The organism is Micromonospora sp. NPDC003944 (assembly GCF_053605225.1).
The window spans coordinates 1-18,793 of the sequence record NZ_JBSGIV010000096.1 but is presented as its reverse complement, the minus strand read 5'-3'; the positions used below and the strand labels follow the sequence as shown (position 1 = coordinate 18,793).

15 protein-coding genes and 2 pseudogenes are annotated in these 18,793 nt (G+C 72.3%); 7 read left to right on the top strand and 10 right to left on the bottom strand.

Annotated elements, in window-relative coordinates; translation table 11 throughout:
* Positions 1-4 precede the first annotated feature (4 nt).
* Both ACWER9_RS29830 and ACWER9_RS29825 read right to left on the bottom strand, forming a co-directional pair.
* Positions 5-79: pseudogene (locus ACWER9_RS29830) on the bottom strand (Asp-tRNA(Asn)/Glu-tRNA(Gln) amidotransferase subunit GatC); the annotation flags it as partial.
* Positions 73-804: pseudogene (locus ACWER9_RS29825) on the bottom strand (family 43 glycosylhydrolase); the annotation flags it as partial. The pseudogenes ACWER9_RS29825 and ACWER9_RS29830, both read right to left, overlap by 7 nt.
* Before the next feature lie 636 nt (positions 805-1,440).
* Between ACWER9_RS29825 and ACWER9_RS29820 the strand changes: the two are divergent.
* From ACWER9_RS29820 to ACWER9_RS29810, 3 genes are all read left to right on the top strand, one after another.
* A complete protein-coding gene (locus ACWER9_RS29820) occupies positions 1,441-3,774 on the top strand; it encodes a beta-L-arabinofuranosidase domain-containing protein (protein WP_452304970.1) in 2,334 nt (777 codons plus the stop codon).
* Between the two features lie 156 nt (positions 3,775-3,930).
* Entirely contained in the window at positions 3,931-4,869 is a 939-nt protein-coding gene (locus ACWER9_RS29815; protein WP_452304969.1) for an SMP-30/gluconolactonase/LRE family protein, read from the top strand.
* A 132-nt stretch (positions 4,870-5,001) separates the two neighbouring features.
* Positions 5,002-5,871, top strand: a complete 870-nt coding sequence (locus ACWER9_RS29810; protein WP_452304968.1) for an endonuclease/exonuclease/phosphatase family protein — start codon at positions 5,002-5,004, stop codon at positions 5,869-5,871.
* A gap of 130 nt (positions 5,872-6,001) precedes the next feature.
* On the opposite strand, the gene ACWER9_RS29805 is transcribed toward ACWER9_RS29810, so the two are convergent.
* Together ACWER9_RS29805 and ACWER9_RS29800 are read right to left on the bottom strand one after the other, a co-directional pair.
* On the bottom strand, positions 6,002-6,886 hold the full coding sequence (locus tag ACWER9_RS29805; protein ID WP_452304967.1) for an MHYT domain-containing protein: 885 nt from the start codon (positions 6,884-6,886) through the stop codon (positions 6,002-6,004).
* A gap of 165 nt (positions 6,887-7,051) precedes the next feature.
* Positions 7,052-9,853, bottom strand: coding sequence for a DEAD/DEAH box helicase (locus ACWER9_RS29800; protein ID WP_452304966.1), 2,802 nt, complete (start codon positions 9,851-9,853; stop codon positions 7,052-7,054).
* Positions 9,854-9,939: 86 nt separating this feature from the next.
* Here ACWER9_RS29800 and ACWER9_RS29795 point away from each other — a divergent pair, with 86 nt between their 5' ends.
* Both ACWER9_RS29795 and ACWER9_RS29790 read left to right on the top strand, forming a co-directional pair.
* Positions 9,940-10,710 carry an HAD family hydrolase gene (locus ACWER9_RS29795; protein WP_452304965.1) on the top strand — a complete coding sequence of 257 codons (771 nt, stop codon included), beginning with the start codon at positions 9,940-9,942 and terminating at the stop codon, positions 10,708-10,710.
* A 78-nt stretch (positions 10,711-10,788) separates the two neighbouring features.
* A complete protein-coding gene (locus tag ACWER9_RS29790) occupies positions 10,789-11,706 on the top strand; it encodes an EamA family transporter (protein ID WP_452304964.1) in 918 nt (305 codons plus the stop codon).
* Here ACWER9_RS29790 and ACWER9_RS29785 read toward each other — a convergent pair.
* From ACWER9_RS29785 to ACWER9_RS29760, 6 genes are all read right to left on the bottom strand, one after another.
* Positions 11,669-12,622, bottom strand: a complete 954-nt coding sequence (locus ACWER9_RS29785; RefSeq protein WP_452304971.1) for a diacylglycerol kinase family protein — start codon at positions 12,620-12,622, stop codon at positions 11,669-11,671. The two genes, ACWER9_RS29790 and ACWER9_RS29785, sit on opposite strands and share 38 nt — an antisense overlap.
* A 123-nt stretch (positions 12,623-12,745) precedes the next feature.
* A complete protein-coding gene (gene tatC, locus ACWER9_RS29780; protein ID WP_452304963.1) occupies positions 12,746-13,699 on the bottom strand; it encodes a twin-arginine translocase subunit TatC in 954 nt (317 codons plus the stop codon).
* 18 nt (positions 13,700-13,717) lie between these two features.
* Positions 13,718-14,035, bottom strand: coding sequence for a Sec-independent protein translocase subunit TatA (gene tatA, locus ACWER9_RS29775; protein WP_452304962.1), 318 nt, complete (start codon positions 14,033-14,035; stop codon positions 13,718-13,720).
* Positions 14,036-14,194: 159 nt separating this feature from the next.
* Positions 14,195-14,440 (bottom strand): hypothetical protein, encoded by a 246-nt coding sequence (locus ACWER9_RS29770; RefSeq protein ID WP_452304961.1) that lies wholly within the window; start codon positions 14,438-14,440, stop codon positions 14,195-14,197.
* Positions 14,441-14,450: 10 nt separating this feature from the next.
* Complete coding sequence (locus ACWER9_RS29765) at positions 14,451-15,500, bottom strand: helix-turn-helix transcriptional regulator (RefSeq protein ID WP_452304960.1); 1,050 nt, start codon at positions 15,498-15,500, stop codon at positions 14,451-14,453.
* Entirely contained in the window at positions 15,497-16,495 is a 999-nt protein-coding gene (locus ACWER9_RS29760; protein ID WP_091408906.1) for a helix-turn-helix transcriptional regulator, read from the bottom strand. The genes ACWER9_RS29765 and ACWER9_RS29760 overlap by 4 nt, the downstream gene beginning before the upstream one ends.
* A gap of 117 nt (positions 16,496-16,612) precedes the next feature.
* Between ACWER9_RS29760 and ACWER9_RS29755 the strand changes: the two genes are divergently transcribed.
* Both ACWER9_RS29755 and ACWER9_RS29750 read left to right on the top strand, forming a co-directional pair.
* A complete protein-coding gene (locus ACWER9_RS29755; protein WP_452304959.1) occupies positions 16,613-17,617 on the top strand; it encodes a cation diffusion facilitator family transporter in 1,005 nt (334 codons plus the stop codon).
* A gap of 49 nt (positions 17,618-17,666) precedes the next feature.
* Positions 17,667-18,752: a DUF3866 family protein gene (locus ACWER9_RS29750; RefSeq protein ID WP_452304958.1), complete on the top strand. Its 1,086-nt coding sequence runs from the start codon at positions 17,667-17,669 to the stop codon at positions 18,750-18,752.
* Positions 18,753-18,793: the final 41 nt, after the last annotated feature.

The following is an 18,793-nucleotide window of genomic DNA, read 5'->3' as shown; positions in this document are numbered from 1 at the left end:
TCGCTCATGAGGCCACATCCTCGCTCAGGATCCGCGGCACGCGGAACCGCTGGTCCTCGACGTCGGGAGCGCCGAGCAACACTCCGCCGCGAACACGTTGTAGTACAACCCGTTGCGCTTGAACACCCACGGGCCCTCCTCGTACAGCGTCGGGCGGCTCGCGTTCCCGTTACGGGTGCCGAACCCCGCCGTGGTGAGCTGGATGCGCGTCGCGCTGCCGGAGAACGAGATCATGTCCGGGTTCAACTTCACGTACCACAGACCCGGGTTACCCCAGTACAGGTACGCCTGCCCGTCATCGTCGATGAACGCGTGCGGGTCGATTTCGTTGTTGCCGACAAGTGGTCGACCGAGCGCGTCCCGGAACGGCCCGGTGGGGCTGTCGGCCACCCCGACGCCGATGACCATCTGCCCGTTGGAGCGCTGGCGCACCGGCACGTACCAGTAGAACTTCCCGTTACGTGCGACGACCTGGCCGGCCCACGCGTTGGCGTCCGCCCACGCGAACGTCGCCAGGTTCATCGGCGAGCCGTGGTCGGTCCAGTTCACCATGTCCGCGGACGAGTACACCCGCCACTCACGCATGGTGAAGTAGGTGGACCCGTCCTCGTCGTGTCCGGTGTAGAGGTAGACGCGACCGTTGTGCACCATCGGCGCGGGGTCGGCGGTGTAGATGTTCTGCACGATGGGGTTGTCGGCCTTGGCTGTGCCCGGGACCAGCGCGAGGACGCAGGCCAGGCTCGCCAGCCAGGCGATGGCGTGCCTGGCCCGGCGGGTCAGCCGGGTGCTGGTTGGTTCTTCCATCTTCACGATTACTCCTACCGAGAGTGCGCGTGCGTGACGTCTGACGGGGCGGGCCGCCGCTGCCCGCACTGCCGCCGAACGCGCCGTGCCGTCCGCACGCCGAGCAGCACGACCGGCGGCCGTGTTAGCGTTAACAGATCCGGTTGAAGGCTCCCCTCTCCCACCTGAACTGGATTTTCGGATGGTGCGGGATGACCGTCGTAACCACATCGCAGCATTGATGTATCGACGCTGACATCCAAGATTTACGATGCACCGTACTGAGCGACCGCGCGGGCGTCAACGGACGGGCGAGCTTCCCCCGCACGCCGCCACTCCTCACACACGGTCACAATCTGGTGATCGCGCGCCGGGCTGGCGTCCTTCATGGGGGCAGAGCCACCCTCCGGCCCGACGCCCGCTCGCTCAGGGTGCCGACGAGTTGGGCCGACGGAACGCCTCGGGGGTTGCGGGCGTGTTAACGACGAACTATGTTAGCGATCACATTGATGAGCCGCGATAAAACGCCAGGGTGGGCACCCGGCGCCCGTGGCGACCGCGTCCCACCACCCACACCGCACCGTCGTCGGCCTCGCCGCCAACGAACCGCCGTCATCGACGGCGGCCCCGACGCACCCGGCCATCTGGAGGTCCCCCATGCCACCCCCGCCCCTCAGCCGTCGCCACCTGCTCCAGGCCGCCGGAGCCACAGTGGTGCTCTCCGCGACCGGCGCCGCCGTCTCCCCCGGCAGCGCGTCCGCCGCCGTCGTGCCCCCGGCCCGGTCCGACATCGGCGTCTCGGCGTACTCGTTCGACCCCGGTCAGGTACGACTCACCGCCGGCCGCTGGATGGACAACCAGAGCCGCACGCTCAACTACCTGCGGTTCGTCGACGTCGACCGGATGCTCTACAACTTCCGCGCCAACCACCGGCTCTCCACGAACGGCGCCGCCACCAACGGCGGCTGGGACGCGCCGAACTTCCCGTTCCGGACCCACATGCAGGGGCACTTCCTCACCGCCTGGGCGTACGCGTACGCGGTGCTCGGCGACACCACCTGCCGGGACAAGGCCAACTACATGGTGGCTGAGCTGGCCAAGTGCCAGGCCAACAACTCCGCCGCCGGGTTCGGCACCGGCTACCTCTCCGGCTTCCCGGAGTCCGACTTCACCGCGCTCGAGGCGCGGACGCTGTCCAACGGCAACGTGCCGTACTACTGCATCCACAAGACCCTCGCCGGGCTGCTCGACGTCTGGCGCTACACCGGGAACACCCAGGCCCGCACGGTCCTGCTGGCCCTCGCCGGCTGGGTCGACACCCGGACGAGCCGGCTGAGCGCCAGCCAGATGCAGTCGATGCTGGGCACCGAGTTCGGCGGCATGAACGACGTGCTCACCGACATCTACCAGCAGACCGGCGACTCCCGCTGGCTCACCACCGCCCAGCGGTTCGACCACGCCGCCGTGTTCAACCCCCTCGCCGCCAACTCCGACCAGCTCAACGGGTTGCACGCCAACACGCAGGTGCCCAAGTGGATCGGCGCGGCCCGGGAGTACAAGGCCACCGGGACCACCCGTTACCGGGACATCGCCAGCAACGCGTGGACCATCACCGTCGGCGCGCACTCCTACGTCATCGGCGGCAACAGCCAGGCGGAGCACTTCCGGGCGCCCAACGCGATCGCCGGCTACCTGAGCAACGACACGTGCGAGCAGTGCAACACCTACAACATGCTCAAGCTGACCCGGGAGCTGTGGACGCTCGACCCGAACCGGGTCGACTACTTCGACTTCTACGAGCGCGCCCTGCTCAACCACCTGATCGGTGGACAGAACCCGGCCGACAGCCGCGGCCACATCACCTACTTCACCCCGCTGCGCCCGGGCGGACGCCGGGGTGTCGGCCCGGCCTGGGGCGGCGGCACCTGGAGCACCGACTACAACTCCTTCTGGTGCTGCCAGGGCACCGGCCTGGAAATCAACACGAGGTTGATGGAGTCCATCTACTTCTACAACGGCACCACGCTGACGGTGAACCTGTTCACGCCGTCGGTGCTGACCTGGTCGCAGCGTGGCATCACTGTCACCCAGAGCACCAGCTACCCGGTCAGCGACACCACCACGCTGACCCTGTCCGGGTCGATGAGCGGCTCGTGGAGCATCCGGGTACGGATCCCGTCCTGGACCAGCGGCGCGACGATCGCCGTCAACGGCACGGTGGAGAACGTCACCACCACGCCGGGCAGCTACGCCACCGTCACCCGCACCTGGGCCGCCGGTGACACCATCACCGTGCGGCTGCCGATGCAGGTGGTCATGCGGGCCGCCAACGACAACGCCAACGTCGCCGCCGTCACGTACGGCCCGACGGTGCTGGCCGGCAACTACGGCAACACCACACTGAGCGCCCTGCCGTCCCTCACCGTCTCCTCGATCGCGCGTACGAGCACCAGCTCGCTCGCGTTCACGGCCAGCGCCAACGGGTCGACGGTCAACCTCGCGCCCTTCTACGACGCCCACGGCTACAACTACACCGTCTACTGGAACGCCAGCGGAGGCGGCAGCACCGGCGGCAGCTACCGATTGGCCAACGTCGGCACCGGTCTGGTCCTCGGCGTGCAGAACATGTCCACCGCCGACGGTGGGCTGGCCGTGCAGTGGGGCGACAGCGGCACCGCTGACCACAACTGGGTGATGGTGACCGACGGCAACGCGGTCCGGTTCCGCAACGTCAACAGCGGCAAGGTCCTGGGCGTCGAGAACATGTCCACCGCCGACAACGCCCGGGTCCTGCAGTGGGCCGACAACGGCACCGCCGACCACCGGTGGATCCTCGTGGACAACGGCGACGGCACCTACAAGATCCGCAACGTGAACAGCAACAAACTGCTCGGGATCCTGAACGGGTCGACCGCCTGGGGAGCCCAGGCCGTGCAGGATTCGGACAACGGCAGCGCGGACAACCGGTGGAGGCTGGTCCGCAACGCCTGACCTCCGCCCCGCTGCACAGCGTCACCGGCGCGGCCACAGCCGCGCCGGTGACGCCGGGCGGACACCCGGCAGCGGCCGTACAGTGGGGAGGGTCCTGGCCCCAGTGAACGTGGCGGACGTGTCGGCTCGTGCCGCTTTCCGCCCGGAAGGAGCACAGTGAACCGCCCCCTCCGCACCACGCTCGTCGGCGCGTTGACCGCCGCCATGCTGGCCACCGTCGCCACCGCGCCGGCGCAGGCGCACCCCGCAGGTCACCGGCCCGCCGTCCTCGCCCTGCCCGACGGGTTCCAGCCCGAGGGCATCGCCACCGCCGGCCGGTACGCCTACTTCGGCTCCCGCGCGACCGGCGCCATCCACCGCGTCGACCTGGTCACCGGCCGGGGCACGACGATCGGCGCGGCCACCGGCACCCCGTCACTCGGTCTCAAGGTCGACCGGCGCGGCCGACTCTTCGTCGCCGGTGGCACGGCCGGCGACGCCCGGGTGCTCGACACCCGCACCGGCGAGGTGCTGGCCCGCTACCAGTTCGCCACCACCCCGACGTTCGTCAACGACGTCGTGCTGACCCGCGACGCCGCGTACTTCACCGACTCGAACCGGCCCGTGCTCTACCGATTGCCGCTCGGTCGCGGTGGGGCGCTGCCGCCCGCCGACGCCTTCACCACGATCACGCTGAGCGGCGCGTACGAGCAGATCGGCACCGGGGTGAACCTCAACGGCATCGCGTCCACCCCGGACGGCCGCGCCCTGGTCGTCGTCCAGTCCAACACCGGCACTCTGTACCGGGTCGACCCGACGACCGGCGCGAGCACCGTCGTGGACGTGCCGGGTCACACCTTCACCAACGGCGACGGGCTGTTGCTGCTGGGCCGCACCCTCTACGTCGTGCAGAACCGTCTCAACCAGATCGCGGTGGTCCGGCTGAACCACGCCGGCACCGCCGGAGCACTCACCAGCACCATCACCGACCCGACCTTCGACGTGCCCACCACTGTCGCCAAGGCGTTCGGCCGGCTCTACCTGCCCAACGCCCGTTTCACCACACCGCCGACCCCCACCACGCCGTACACCGCCGTCGCGGTCCGCACCCACTGACCGGCCCGAGGGGGTACGCGCTGCGCGAGTGCCCCCTCGGCCCACCGCTCTGGATCTCGATCGCCGACGGGCCGACAGTAAGATCACCAGCACCTCGGCGACGACTGTCGCCTCGTGCACCCCGGAGTTCCTGTGGCCGCCCGTTCGTACCGGTTCCTGCGCCGAGCCCTGGCCGTGGGCTGCCTCCTCGCCGCCGCCGCGCTCCCGGGCACGCCGCCGGCGGTCCCCACCGACACCACGGACACCCCGCAGACCACGGTCCTGCGGATGCTCCAGATGAACCTCTGCAACAGTGGCCGCGCCGGCTGCTACACCGGCCGAGCCATGGCCAGGGCCGCCGAGGTGATCACCGTCGAGGCACCCGACCTGGTCACCCTCAACGAGATCTGCGCGAACGACCTCGCCACCCTGCACCGCGTGTTCCGCGCCGCGCATCCCGGCCGGACGGTCGTGGCCGCGTTCCAGGCCGCCGGGGACCGTCCGAGCGGCGACGACACCCGCTGCCGCAACGGGCGGCGGTTCGGCATCGGGCTGCTCACCCACGTGCCGACGACCGCCACCCGGCGCACGGTGTACGCCGGAACCCACCCGACGCAGGACCTCGCCGACCCCGAGGAACGAGCCTGGCTCTGCGTCGACGTCGACGGCACCCTGCTCGCCTGCACCACGCACCTGTCGGCAAGCGGCTACCGCGTCGCGCTGAGCCAGTGCGAGCACCTGCTCGGCACCATCCTGCCGGCGATCGGCCGCGACGCCGGGCACGTCCCCACCGTGCTGGGTGGCGACCTCAACCTGCGCGCCGGCCACGACCCCGACGTACGGGCCTGTACGCCACCCGGCCATCAACGGCTGGACGACGGGCGACTGCAACACATCACGGCGACCAGCGACGTCACGCTGTGCTGTCGCACACTCGTGCCCATGCAGGGGGTGACCGACCACCCCGCGCTGCTGGCCACCCTCACCATCAGCCGCGACCGACCGGGCCGACGGCCGGCCTGACCCGCCTCCGCACCGGGCACGGTTAGAGCTGGCCGGCCTCCGCGCCGGCGCGGGTGGGGCTAGCCGGCCTCTGCGCCGGCGCGGGTGGGGCTGGCCCGCCGAACGGCAACGTGGCGGCCGGGGCGCGAGGTCAGCGCTGCGGCGTGTCCCGGCGAGACGGGAACGGAGTACCCGGCTGACCGAGGGTGGAGCGGGCGCGCAGGCCGACCGGGTCGGGAGCCGCGGTGGGCGTCGGCACGGCCGGTTCCGACAGCCGCCGCTCAGCCAGGTACGCGGTGGCGGCCCGGTCGTCGTCGGTCGGGGCGGCGAGCAGGGCGTAGAGCAGACCAACCACCCCGAAGATCACCGCGAGCACGATCGGCACCAGCAGGGTGCTCACGCCGGCGCCGGTGATCTCGCGGCTACCCTCGTGGCGGTGCACCGACAGGGCGCTCATGCCGGTGAAGTGCATCCCGTTCACGGCGACGCCCATGACCAGCGCGGAGGCGAAGATCGCCAGGCCTCGCCGGACGGTCATCGCGAGCCACAGGGCGACGGTGGACGCCACCACGGCGATGACCACCGAGAGGACGACCCGCACGGTGTCGTAGCCGAGGCTGCCGTTGAGGCGCATGGCGGCCATGCCGGTGTAGTGCATGGAGGCCACGCCGGCACCGGTGAAGAGGCCGCCGCCGACGAGTCGTACCGGGTTGAGCCGGCCGGTGCCCACGATGGCCAGGCCGATGCCGACCGCCACCACGGCGATGGCCGTGCTGGCCGCGGTCAGCGCCACGTCGTAGCGGATCCGGGTGTTCTCCACGGCGAAGCCGAGCATGGCCATGAAGTGCATCGCCCAGATGGCCGTGCCGCCAAGCGCCCAGGCCGACAGCAGACCCCACCACGCTCGTTGACCGTTCGTCCGGGCCGTGCGAATACGGCCGGCACAGACGAGACCGAGAATCGAACCGAGGACGGACAACGCGTAACTCAGCGCGGGTGTGATCCACCCGTACTCAAAGTGATTGATCTCCGCCACGGCGGCTTTCTCCCCATTCGTTACCGACGCGTCAACAAGACGCCTGGGCAATGATCAGGGGTGCTGTGATCAGGCGCAATAGGCCCCCCGGGCCATTCGCGGGGTGCCGTTGCGGTGACCGTCCGCTGCGTCGATTCCTCCTACAAAAACAACTGGGCGTAATTGTCAGGCTGACGTGTGGTACGCGAGAACGCCTCGATTGACGGCCGCTATAGCCTGTCGAGCGGTCGACCGCAGCTCTGCGGCGGCACCACCGGAGTCGGCAATCTGACCGAGCAGGTCGACGACCTGTCGGGCCCACCTGACGAAGTCACCGGCGGGCATCTCACCGTCGATCTCGTGGCCGCTGCCGAGCACCTTGGCCAGCGCCTCGCCCCGCGCCCACCGGTAGACGGGCCAGGCAAAGCCGAGATCCGGCTCCCTCGTCGCGGTCAGCCCCCGGGCCGCCTCGTCGGCCTCGATCTCGCCCCAGAGCTTCAGCGTCTCGTCCACCGCGTCGGCGACCGGCCCGCGCGGCAGCGACGCCCGCTCGTCGACGTCACGGCGCGCCTCGAACACCACCACGGACACCGCGGCGGCCAACTCGGCCGGGGACAGCCCGTTCCACACCCCCCGGCGCAGGCACTCGGCGACCAGCAGGTCGGCCTCGGTCCAGATCCGGCCCAGCATCCGACCGGCGTCGGTGACCGCGCCGTCGCGGGCGAGGTAACCCCGCTCGGTCAGCAGCGCCACGATCCGGTCGAACGTCCGGGCGAGGGATCCCGTGCGACCGCTGACCCGCTCGCGCAACTCCTCGGTGTCGCGCTCCAGCCGCCGGCGTCGCTCCGCCCAGCGCGCGTGCTCCTCCCGCTCGGGGCAGGCGTGGCAGGGGTGGCGGCGCAGCTCGGTGCGGAGCTGGGTGATCCGGTGGTCCTCGCCGGTCACCTGCCGGGAACGGCCCCCACGTCGGCCGCCGTGCCGGTCCAGGCCGGTGCCGCTGACCTCGGCGGCGAGATCCCGCCGGGCGGCCGGGGACCGATGGTTGAAGTGTTTGGGCACCCGGATGCGGGCCAGCACCTCGGCCGGCGTGGTGAAGTCGCCGGGGCTCACCCGCCCGGCCCACCGGTCCTGGGTCAGCACCAACGGCCGGGGCTCACCGAACCCACCGGTCGCCGGGTCCAGCACGACGGCCAGACCGGCCCGCCGACCCGACGGCACCCGGATCACGTCGCCGACCCGCAACCGCTCCAACGAGGCCACCGCGGCGGCCTTACGCTGGGTCTGCCCCTGCCGGGCGATCGCCTTCTCCCGGTCGGCGATCGCCACCCGCAGCGCGAAGTACTCGTCGAAGTCGCCGTGGTGGCAGGCGGCCTCCGCGCCGTACGCCTCGATGGTCTCGGTGTTGCGCTGCACCTGCCGGGCCAGGCCGACCACCGACCGGTCCGCCTGGAACTGCGCGAACGAGGACTCCAGCAGGGCCCGGGCCGGCTCCGCGCCGACCGAGCCGACCAGATTGACCGCCATGTTGTACGACGGACGGAAGCTGGACCGCAGCGGGTAGGTGCGGGTGGACGCGAGCCCGGCCACGTGCCGTGGGTCGGTCTCCGGGGACCACACCACGACGGCGTGCCCCTCCACGTCGATGCCCCGGCGGCCGGCGCGCCCGGTGAGCTGCGTGTACTCCCCCGGGGTCAGGTCGACGTGCGCCTCGCCGTTGTACTTCACGAGGCGTTCCAGGACCACACAGCGGGCCGGCATGTTGATGCCCAACGCCAGCGTCTCGGTCGCGAAGACCGCCTTGACCAGGCCGCGGACGAACAGCTCCTCGACGACCTCCTTGAACACCGGCAGCATGCCGGCGTGGTGGGCGGCCAGGCCGCGTTCCAGGCCGTCGAGCCACTCCCAGTAGCCCAGGACCGACAGATCCTCGCCGGGAATGGCGGTGACCCGGGACTCGACGACCCGCCGGATCTCGGCCCGTTCCTCAGGTGAGGTGAGCCGCAGCCCGGCGGCGAGACACTGCTGCACCGCGGCGGCGCAGCCGGCCCGGCTGAAGATGAACAGGATCGCCGGTAGCAGACCCTCCCGGTCCAGTCGGTCGACGATGTCCGGGCGCATCGGGCCCCGCCAGCGCGGGCCACGACGGCCGGCGCCCGGCCCCGCGCTGCGCCCCTCGCCCAACTCCAGCCGCCGGGTCTGGTCGCGGGTGTAGCGCAGCAGCTCCGGGTGCACGTCGTGCTTGCGGGCGGCGTCGGCGTCGTGGAACAGGTCGAACATCCGCTTGCCGACAAGCATGTGCTGCCACAACGGCACCGGCCGGTGCTCACTGACCACCACGGCGGTCTCGCCGCGCACGGTGACCAGCCAGTCGGCGAACTCCTCGGCGTTGGAGACGGTCGCCGACAACGAGACCAGGGTGACCGAGGCGGGCAGGTGGATGATCACCTCTTCCCACACCCCACCACGGAACCGGTCGGCCAGGTAGTGCACCTCGTCCATCACCACGTACGCGAGGCCCTGCAGGGTGCTGGAGCCCGCGTAGAGCATGTTGCGCAGCACCTCGGTGGTCATCACCACCACCGGCGCGTCGCCGTTGATCGCGTTGTCGCCGGTCAGCAGGCCGACCTGCTCCACGCCGTACCGGGCGACCAGATCGTGGTACTTCTGGTTGGACAACGCCTTGATCGGCGTGGTGTAGAAGCACTTGCGCCGTGCCGGCGGGGTCGTCGCGTCGGCCGGGGGCACCGGGTCGTCGGGCCGCCCACGCAACGCCAGGTGGACGGCGAACTCCCCGACCACCGTCTTACCGGCGCCGGTGGGAGCACAGACCAGCACACCGCTGCCCCGCTCCAGCGACTGACACGCCTCACGCTGGAAGTCGTCGAGGTCGAACCCCAGCTCGAGGGCGAACTCGTCAAGCGCCGGAAACTGTGCGGCTTGTGCGGCCTTGCGGCGCGCCGCTGCGTACCGCTCGGCGGGACTCGACATGGCACCAAGATTAGTGCGTGCCGGGACACGTCACCCCACAAGGCCGTCCGGAGGCACGGTCGGGGGCGGTCGGTAGGGTGCACGGCGTGCCGGACCATGCCGAACCGCCCCAGACCAGTCCGCCGGGCACCGCCGAGGCGCCCGCCGCCCGTCGGGCGTCCCGACGCCCTGTCAAGGCGGTGCTCTTCGATTTCCACGGCACCCTGGCCCAGGTGGAGGACCCCCAGCAATGGGTGCTGGAGGCCGCGGCGGCGTGCGGCGTCACCCTGGACCGGGTACGCGCCACCTCGCTTGCCGACCGGCTGCTGACTGCCGGACGCGCCGGTGGGCCACTACCGGCGCGGGTGCCACCCCGATTGGCCGAGCTCTGGGCCGACCGGGACCTCTACCAACACGCCCACCGGGGCGCCTACACCGGGCTGGCGGAGACGGTCGACGCCGGCATCGACGGCTTCGCCGACGCGCTCTACGAACGGTTGCTGACCGCCGAGGGCTGGTCACCGTACGCCGACACCGCACCCACCCTGGCCGCGTTGCGCGACGCCGGGGTGCCGGTGGCGGTGGTCAGCAACATCGGCTTCGACCTGCGGCCACACTTCGACACCTGGGGGCTCACCGACCTGGTCGACGCGTTCGTGCTCTCCTACGAGGTGGGGCGCTGCAAGCCCGACCCGGCGATCTTCTGGCGTGCCTGCGGGATGCTTGGTGTCGACCCGGAGCAGACGCTGATGGTCGGTGACACACCGGCGGACGCGGGCGCCGTGGCCGCCGGCTGCGCGGCGCTGGTGCTCCCGGCCGCCGAGCCGGGCCGGGAGAACGGGCTGGGCGCGGTGCTCGACCTCGCCCTGCCGACCTGACCAACGCCCGCTCCCACCCGGCGAAGGTCACCCGAGTGGACACCGCCGCGGGGTGGCCGACGAGAACGGCCTACCGTCGTGCTCGTGACCGAGATCCTGCTGCCCACGTCATCGCCGACCGACACGCCACCAGCCCAGCGCGGTGGTGTCGTCGCGGTGGGGCTGGTGCTCGGCGGGGCCCTGTCGGTGCAGTTCGGTTCCGCCATGGCCGCGCTGCTCTTCCCGCGTACCGGGGTGGCCGGGGCGGTGACCCTGCGGTTGACCATCTCCGCGGTGCTGCTGCTTCTCGTGTGCCGGCCACGACTGCGCGGGCACGACCGGTCGGCCTGGCTCGCGGTCGGCGCGTTCGGGCTGGCGTTGGCCGGTATGAACTCGCTGTTCTACCAGGCCATCGAACGCATCCCGCTCGGCCCGACGGTGACGCTCGAGGTGCTCGGCCCCCTCGCGCTGTCGGTGTTCTCCGCCCGACGCCTGGCCAGCTGGGGCTGGGCCGGGCTCGCGCTGGCCGGAGTGGCGCTGCTCGGGCAGGGCGGCTTCGACCGGCTCAACCCGGCCGGGGTGGCGTTCGCGTTCGGCGCGGGCGCCATGTGGGCCGCGTACATCGTGCTGAGCGCCCGGGTCGGCAGCCGCTTCCCCGGCGCGGACGGGCTGGCCCTGGCGTTGACCGTCGCCGCCCTGGTCACCCTGCCGCTGGGCATCGTCGACGGCGGTGCGGTGCTGCTCGAACCGCAGGTGCTGGCGCTCGGCGCGGCGCTCGCGGTGCTCGCCTCCGGGCTGCCCTACACCCTGGAGTTGCTGGCGCTCCGGCGGATGCCGACCGCCACCTTCGCGGTGCTGATGAGCCTCGGTCCGGCCATCGCCACGCTCGCCGGGTGGCTGGTGCTGCGGCAGGCGCTGACCCTGCTGGAGTGCGCCGCCATCGTGCTGGTCATCGCGGCGAGCATCGGCGCGGTACGCGTCAACGCAGCAGCCGCAGAGCGCCCGGAACCGCGCTGACCGTCACCGGCAGGTCCAGCGAGCGTTCCCCGTCGGCGTACGAGGTGATGCCCTCGGCGGCCAACTCCACGGTGCGGGCCCGGAAGCTGCGCACCAACGGGTGGCTGACGTGGGTGCCCTGGTAGATGCGGGGCTTCACCCGGACCAGGGTCCGCCGGTCGACCCGACCCGCGACCACCACGTCGAGCAGCCCGTCGGTCGGGTCCGCGTCGGGGCAGATCCGCATCCCACCGCCGTACGTGGGGCAGTTGCCGACCGCCACGAGCACCGCGTCCAGGTCGTGCGGCACCCCGTCGAGGCGCAGCGTGTAGCGGCGTGGGCGTAGCCGGGCCAGCTCGACGAGGATCGCCAGGTCGTACCGGCGGGGGCCGCGTGGCCAGCGCATCCGGTTGGCCCGCTCGTTGACGATCGCGTCGAACCCGGCGGCGAGGACCGCCCCGTACCAGCGCGCGACGCCGTCGGACCCGACCATCCGGGCCAGGTCCACCGGTTGGCTGCGGCCGGCTCGCACCGCTTCGGCGATGACCGCCGCCGCCGCGAGGGGGTCGGCCGGGAAGCCGGTGTCCAGGGCGAAGTCGTTGCCGGTGCCGGCCGGGATCGGGCCGAACGGCACGTCGGTGCCGCCGACGGCCTGCAACGCGCGGTGCACCGTACCGTCGCCACCGATGGCCACCAGGGCGCCCGCGCCGTCGGCGACCGCGGCACGGCAGGCCGCCTCGGCCTCGTCCGGGCCGGACGCCGACAGCAACCGCAGCGGCCGGCCGGCGGCGGCCAGCCCGTCCAGCAGCCGGGGCAGCAGGGTGCTGTACCGGCCCCGGCCGGCGGACGGGTTGGTGAGCACGGCCACCGGGCCACCGGCGAGCGGGGCGCGGTCGACCGGGCCGGGCAGGTGATCGTCTGCGGTCACGGGCAGCACCGTACCGGTCGGACACCCGCCGTTCATCAGGGGCAGGCGCCGGCTGCATGCGCGGGGGGTGACGCGACGACGCCGCCCCCGGCGAACGGGGACGGCGTCGGTGGACCGGGCGGCGCGGGGCCGTCAGGTCATGTCGTCGTAGCGGCGTTCGATCGGCGCCGGCTTGGCGATCGGCTCCGGTACGCCGATCGGCGCAGCCGAGTCGACCCGCTGCCCGGCCACGACCGGGTCCGCGTCGAACTCCAGCGGCGACACCTCGTCGTCGTCGATGCCGGCGTAGACCTCCTTGCCCCGCCCACGCCGCTTGTCGTTGATGAACGCGACCCCGACCGCCGCGAAGTAGAGCGCCGACAGGCAGAGCGCCAACGCGGTCATCCCGAACGGGTCCGGGGTCGGGGTAACCACGGCAGAGAAGGCGAAGAACACGAAGATCGCCACCCGCCACCAGCTGAGCAGCCGCTTCGCGCTGGCGATGCCCACGAAGTTGAGCATGAGCACCAACAACGGGAACTCGAAGGCAACGCCGAACAGCAGGATCAGGTTGGTGATGAAAGAGATGTACCGAGTGATGTCCAGCGTGGTGGTGATGTCCCCGCCGCCGGAGACGTTGAGCAGGAACTCCAGACCCTTCGAGGTGACGAAGTATGCCAGCACGGCACCGGCCGCGAAGAGTGGCGCGGCCAGAGCGGTGAAGACGTAGGCATAGCGCCGCTCGTGCCGGTGCAGACCCGGCGCGATGAACGCCCAGAGCTGGTAGAGCCAGATCGGCGCGGCAGCGATCAACCCGACCCAGAGCGCGACTTTAAGCTGCAGCAGGAACAAGTCGGCAGGGCCGAGCTGAACGAAGTTGCACGTGCCGTTGGCCAACCGGGCCTTGGGTAGATCACAGTATGGCTGCTGGAGCAGGTGCAGCACCGGCCCGGCCAGCCAGATACCGAGGCCGAAGCCGACCACAATGCCCAGCGAGGCACGGAAGAGGCGGTTGCGCAACTCGCGGACGTGCTCGATCAGCGTCATCGAGCCATCGGCGGCCCGCTCGAACGTGCTCGGGCCGCGCTTGCGCAGTGCGAAGGCCACGGGAGTGGGGCCCTTCGGTCAGTTGTCGCGGACGCGGTGCACCGGGTCGACGACCGGCTGCTGCGGCGGGGCTTGCTGGTACGGGGCCTGCTGCTGCGGCTGGCCAGCGTACGGCGCCTGCTGCCCGGCGTGCGGCGGCAACGGCTGGTAGCCGGCCTGCGCGTCGGCCTTCTCGGCGAGGTCGCGGTCGTCGTCCTGCAGGCTCTTGGTCTCGGCCTTGATGATCCGCAGCGACCGACCCAGCGAACGGGCCGCGTCGGGGAGCCGCTTCGCACCGAAGAGCAGGATCAGCACAACCACGAGAACAGCGATGTGCCACGGCTTGAGGGCACCCATGAGAAGCTCCAGTCGGTCTGTGTCCGAGGGGGTGGTACGCAGCCCATCGTACGTGCGGATCGGCTGCCCGCCACCCGCTGGGTGGTGGTGGTCTGGCTCGGAGGGTGAAGTCTTGACCAACCCGCGATGATCGTCAACCACCGCCGGGTGCGTGCTCGATCAGCCGCGCTTGGCCTTGATCACCGCGAGTCGCCGGGACGCGGTGTCGAGCCGGGACTGGACGGCCTCGGCGCGCTGTTGCAACGCCTCGGCGGTCTCCCGCAGCGCTTCGGCCTCGGCGGCCCGTCGCTGCAACGCCACGGCGGCGCGGCGCAGTCGGGGCAGCCGGGCCAGCACCGGGCGCACGGCCAGCGCGAGCGCCACGAGGGGTAGCAGCACCACCGCGAGCACGATCCAGATCAGCACGGCGGTCAGCCTACTGGGTGCGGCCGGCCACCGCCGGGTCGCCCGACGGCGCGCGCTCCGGGTCGACCTCGGGCCGGGGCACGGCGGTGGGCGCGGGCACGGCGTACGCGTCGAGCGCGGCGGCGGCCGTCGCCCGCACCTGCTCGGCCAACTCGACCGGGGCGACCACGGTGACCTCCGGGCCGAGGCCCAGCACGAACCGGCGGGCCCACCCCAGATCGGTGACCCGCAGGGAGACCAGCCACTGGTCGCCGTCGGCCTCCACCCGCTCACACGGGTAGTACTCGGTGATCCACCGTTCGCCCCGGCCGATGCGCAGGGTGATCAGCGGCAGGTCGGCGGAGGGGCGGAACACGCCCTCGGTGAGGTCGTGGGGGACGGCTTGCGGCGGCACCGTCGCCGGCTCGTCCAACTCGGTGGTCGCGTCGATGCGGTCGGCGCGGAACAGCCGGACGGCCTCCGCGCGCCGGCACCACGCCTCCACGTAGGCCCGGCCGCCGACCATCAGCATCCGCAGCGGGTCGATGACGCGCTCGGTGGTCTCGTCCCGGGCGGCCGTGTAGTAGGTGATCCGCAGGGCCTTCCCACCCTCGACGGCGGCCCGCAGCGCCTCGACCCGGGGGGTGTCGCCGGGCAGTCGGACCGCCACCGGGGCGCCCACCAGGTCGCCCGCGTCCTCGATCTTGGCGAGGGCCCGTTCGACGGCCTCCCGGTTGGCCACCCCGGGCGTCTCGGCAAGCATCCGCAGCGCCACCACGAGCGCGAGGGCCTCGTCGGGGGTCAGCCGCAACGGGCGGTCGATGCCGGCGTCGTAGGTGATGGTCACCCGGTCACCGTCGAACGCCATGTCGATCAGGTCACCGGGGCCGTACCCGGGGAGCCCGCACACCCAGAGCAGCTCCAGGTCCTCTCGGAGTTGCCGCTCGGTGACGCCCAGGTCACCGGCCGCCTCGGCGATCTCGATGCCCGGCCGGGCCAACAGGTAGGGCACCAGGTTGAGCAGTCGGGCCAGCCGGTCGGCGGACGCGCGGGAACCGTTGCGGACGGCCGGGCGGGTCACCGGGCACCCCCGCTGACGGCCAGCTCGTCGTGGCGCACGGCGATCTCCTTGAGTCGTTGGATGACCGCCTCACGGACCTCGGGTGGGTCGAGGACCCGCACGTCCGGGCCGTAGCCGACGAGGTGACCGGCCAGCCCGTCCGGGTCGGCGTACGGCAGGACGAGCCGGTCGCCGTCCGGGCCGGCGGTCACCTCCACCGCCCAGCGGCGCAGGCCGGCCGCCCGCCCCGGCGCGGCCAGCACGGTGGCGCGACCGGTGCGCTCCACCGGACCCGACCAGCGGGCCACGTGGCTGATCAGGTCGACGTTCGCCGGCGGCTCGTAGGCGCCGGGGGCGCCGGTCACCCGGACCGCGCCGACGACACGGGACAGCCGGAAGCAGCGGGTCGCCTCCCGGTCCTGGTCGTGGCCGACCACATACCACCGGCCGCGCCAGCAGACCACGCCCCACGGTTGCAGCCGCCGCCGGCTGGGCGCGTCACGGTCGGGCACCCGGTAGTCGAACCCCACCTCGCGGCGGTCGCGGGCAGCGGCGGTCAGCGGCGCGAAGGCCGGGTCGACGGTGACCATCGGCTCCAGACCGAGCGTCGCCTGCGGGTCCACGTCCACCCCGGCGGCACGCAACTTGGCCAGCCCGGACGACGCGGCGGCGGCCAGCCCGGCGTGCTGCCACAGTCGTGCGGCGATGCCGACCGCGGCGGCCTCGTCCGGTTCGAGCAGGATGTCGGGAAGCGCGTACTCGCGGTGCGCGATCCGGTAACCGGGCTCGGCGTCGAACGCGCTCGCCGTGCCGGTCTCCAGGGGGACGCCCAACTCGCGCAGCTCGGCCTTGTCCCGCTCGAACTTACGCTGGAACGCCTCGTGGTCGCGGGCGTCGTCGGGATCGTGCTCGTAACCGGGCACGGTCGCGGCGATCTGCGCGGCGGTCAGGAACCGTCGCGTGGACAGCAGGCAGATCACCAAGTTGACCAGGCGTTCGGTGCGGGTCCGCGACACGCGCTAGACGCTAGCAGCCAGCCCGCCCAGACCGTGCACCCACGCGGGCGTGCCGCACACTTGTTCGGATCGGGTCTCCCCCGGCGCGCCGCCGTCCACGGTCATAGGCTGACCCTCATGTCGCAAGCGGAGCCCAGGCCCGAGAGCGAGAGCGTCGGCACGGTCGTCGTCGCCGGCGCCGCCAACCTCGCCATCGCGGTGGCCAAGCTGATCGCCGGGCTGGTCTCCGGGTCCGCCGCGATGCTCTCCGAGGCGGCCCACTCGGTCGCCGACACCACCACCGAGGTGCTGCTCTTCCAGGCGTTGCGCCGCGGCTCCCGTCCGGCCGACCAGCGACACCCCTTCGGGTACGGCAAGGAGAGCTACGTCTGGGCGTTCTTCGCGGCGATGTTCACGTTCGTCGCCGGCGCCGGTTTCGCCGTCACCCACGGTGTCACCACGATCCTGGTGCACGAGCACAGCGGCGACTACCTGATCTCGTACGTGGTGCTCGGGGTGTCGTTCGTCATCGAGTCGATCTCACTGGCCCGGGCGGTGCGGCAGGTCCGCCGCGAGTCGCGGCGCTGGCGAACCACGCCCCGGCGGTTCCTGCGGCTGACCGCCGACACCACAGTCAAGGCGGTCTTCCTGGAGGACAGCGCCGCCCTCATCGGTCTGGTGCTGGCCGGGCTCGGCGTCGGCCTGTCGCACGCCACCGGCGACGAGGTGTGGGACGGCGTCGCGTCGATCCTGATCGGGCTGCTGCTGCTGACCGTCGCCGGGATCCTCGCCGGCAACAACCTGTCGCTGCTGGTCGGTCGGGCCGTTCCGGAGCGGCTGCGCCACGAGATCGAGCAGGACCTGGCCGGGCTGCCCGAGGTGGAGCGCATCGACACCCTGCTGACCATGCAGCTCGGCCCGCAGGACATCCTGGTCGCCGCGAAGGTCGACTTCCGCGACGAGGCCACCGGCGCGCAGATCGAGGCCACCGCCGACGAGGCCGAGCGGCGGCTCACCGGCCGGTACCCGGAGATCCGGTTCGTCTTCCTCGACCCCACCCGCTCACTGCCCGGCGTCACCGGCGACGCGCGACACACCCAGGCCGGGCCGAGCCCGGACGCCGGCGGGCCCGAGCCGACCTGAACCGCACCCGGGCGCGGGCCGCCGGGCCCGCGCGGCTAGCGTGCCCGTCATGGTGCGATGGCGTACGGGGACGGTGGCGACGCTGCGACGGCAGTGGACCGGGGCGGTGGAACTGGACGTCGACCTGCCCGACGGCACGAGGATGCGGGCCCTCGCGTACCCCGAACTGGTCGGCACCCCCCAACCCGGCGACCGGGTGCTGCTCAACGCCGGCGCGCTGCTGATGGGGCTCGGCACCGGCGGGTACGCCCTGGTGGTGGCCCTGCCGGACCGGCTGCCGCCGGACCCGCCGGAGGTCGCCGACACCCGCGACGCCGGGCACCTGGTCAAGGCCCGCTACACGCCGTTGCAGCCGATCCTGCTCGGCGTCGACGAGGAGGCGTCCCCGCACCGCGACGTGCTTGCCGACGCGGACGACCTCGACGGCCTGCCGGTGGTCACCGCCGACCTGCACTCGGCGCTCCCGGCGATCCTGGCCGGCATCCGGGCCGACGCCCCGCAGGCCCGGGTGGCCTACCTGCTCACCGACGGTGGGGCGCTGCCCGCCTGGTTCTCCCGCACCCTCGCCGGCCTGCGGGCCGAGCTGGCCGGCACGATCACCGTCGGGCAGGCGTTCGGCGGCGACCTGGAGGCCACCACCCTGCACGCCGGTCTGCTCGCCGCCCGCCACGTGCTCCACGCGGACGTGGCGATCGTGGCTCAGGGGCCCGGCAACCTGGGCACCGGCACCCGCTGGGGCTTCTCCGGCGTGGCGGTCGGCGAGGCGGTCAACGCGGTCGCCACGCTTGGCGGACGGCCGGTCGGCTCGTTGCGCATCTCCGACGCCGACCCCCGCCCCCGGCACCGGGGCGTGTCACACCACAGCCTCACCGCGTACGGCCGGGTCGCGCTCGCCCCGGCGGAGCTGGTGGTGCCCGAGGACCTGACGCCGTCGCTCGCGGCGGAGGTGGACGCGGCCCTGGCGCCCCTGGCGGCCCGGCACCGGATCGTCCGGGTGCCCACCGACGGTCTCGACGCCGCGCTGCGGGCCAGCGCCGTCCCGCTGTCCACCATGGGCCGGGGCCTCGACGCCGACCACGCCTACTTCCTGTCGGCAGCCGCCGCCGGCCGCCACGCGGCCACCCAGCTCCCCTAACCCACCCAGATCACCAGCATGGCCATCTCGTACGCGACAAG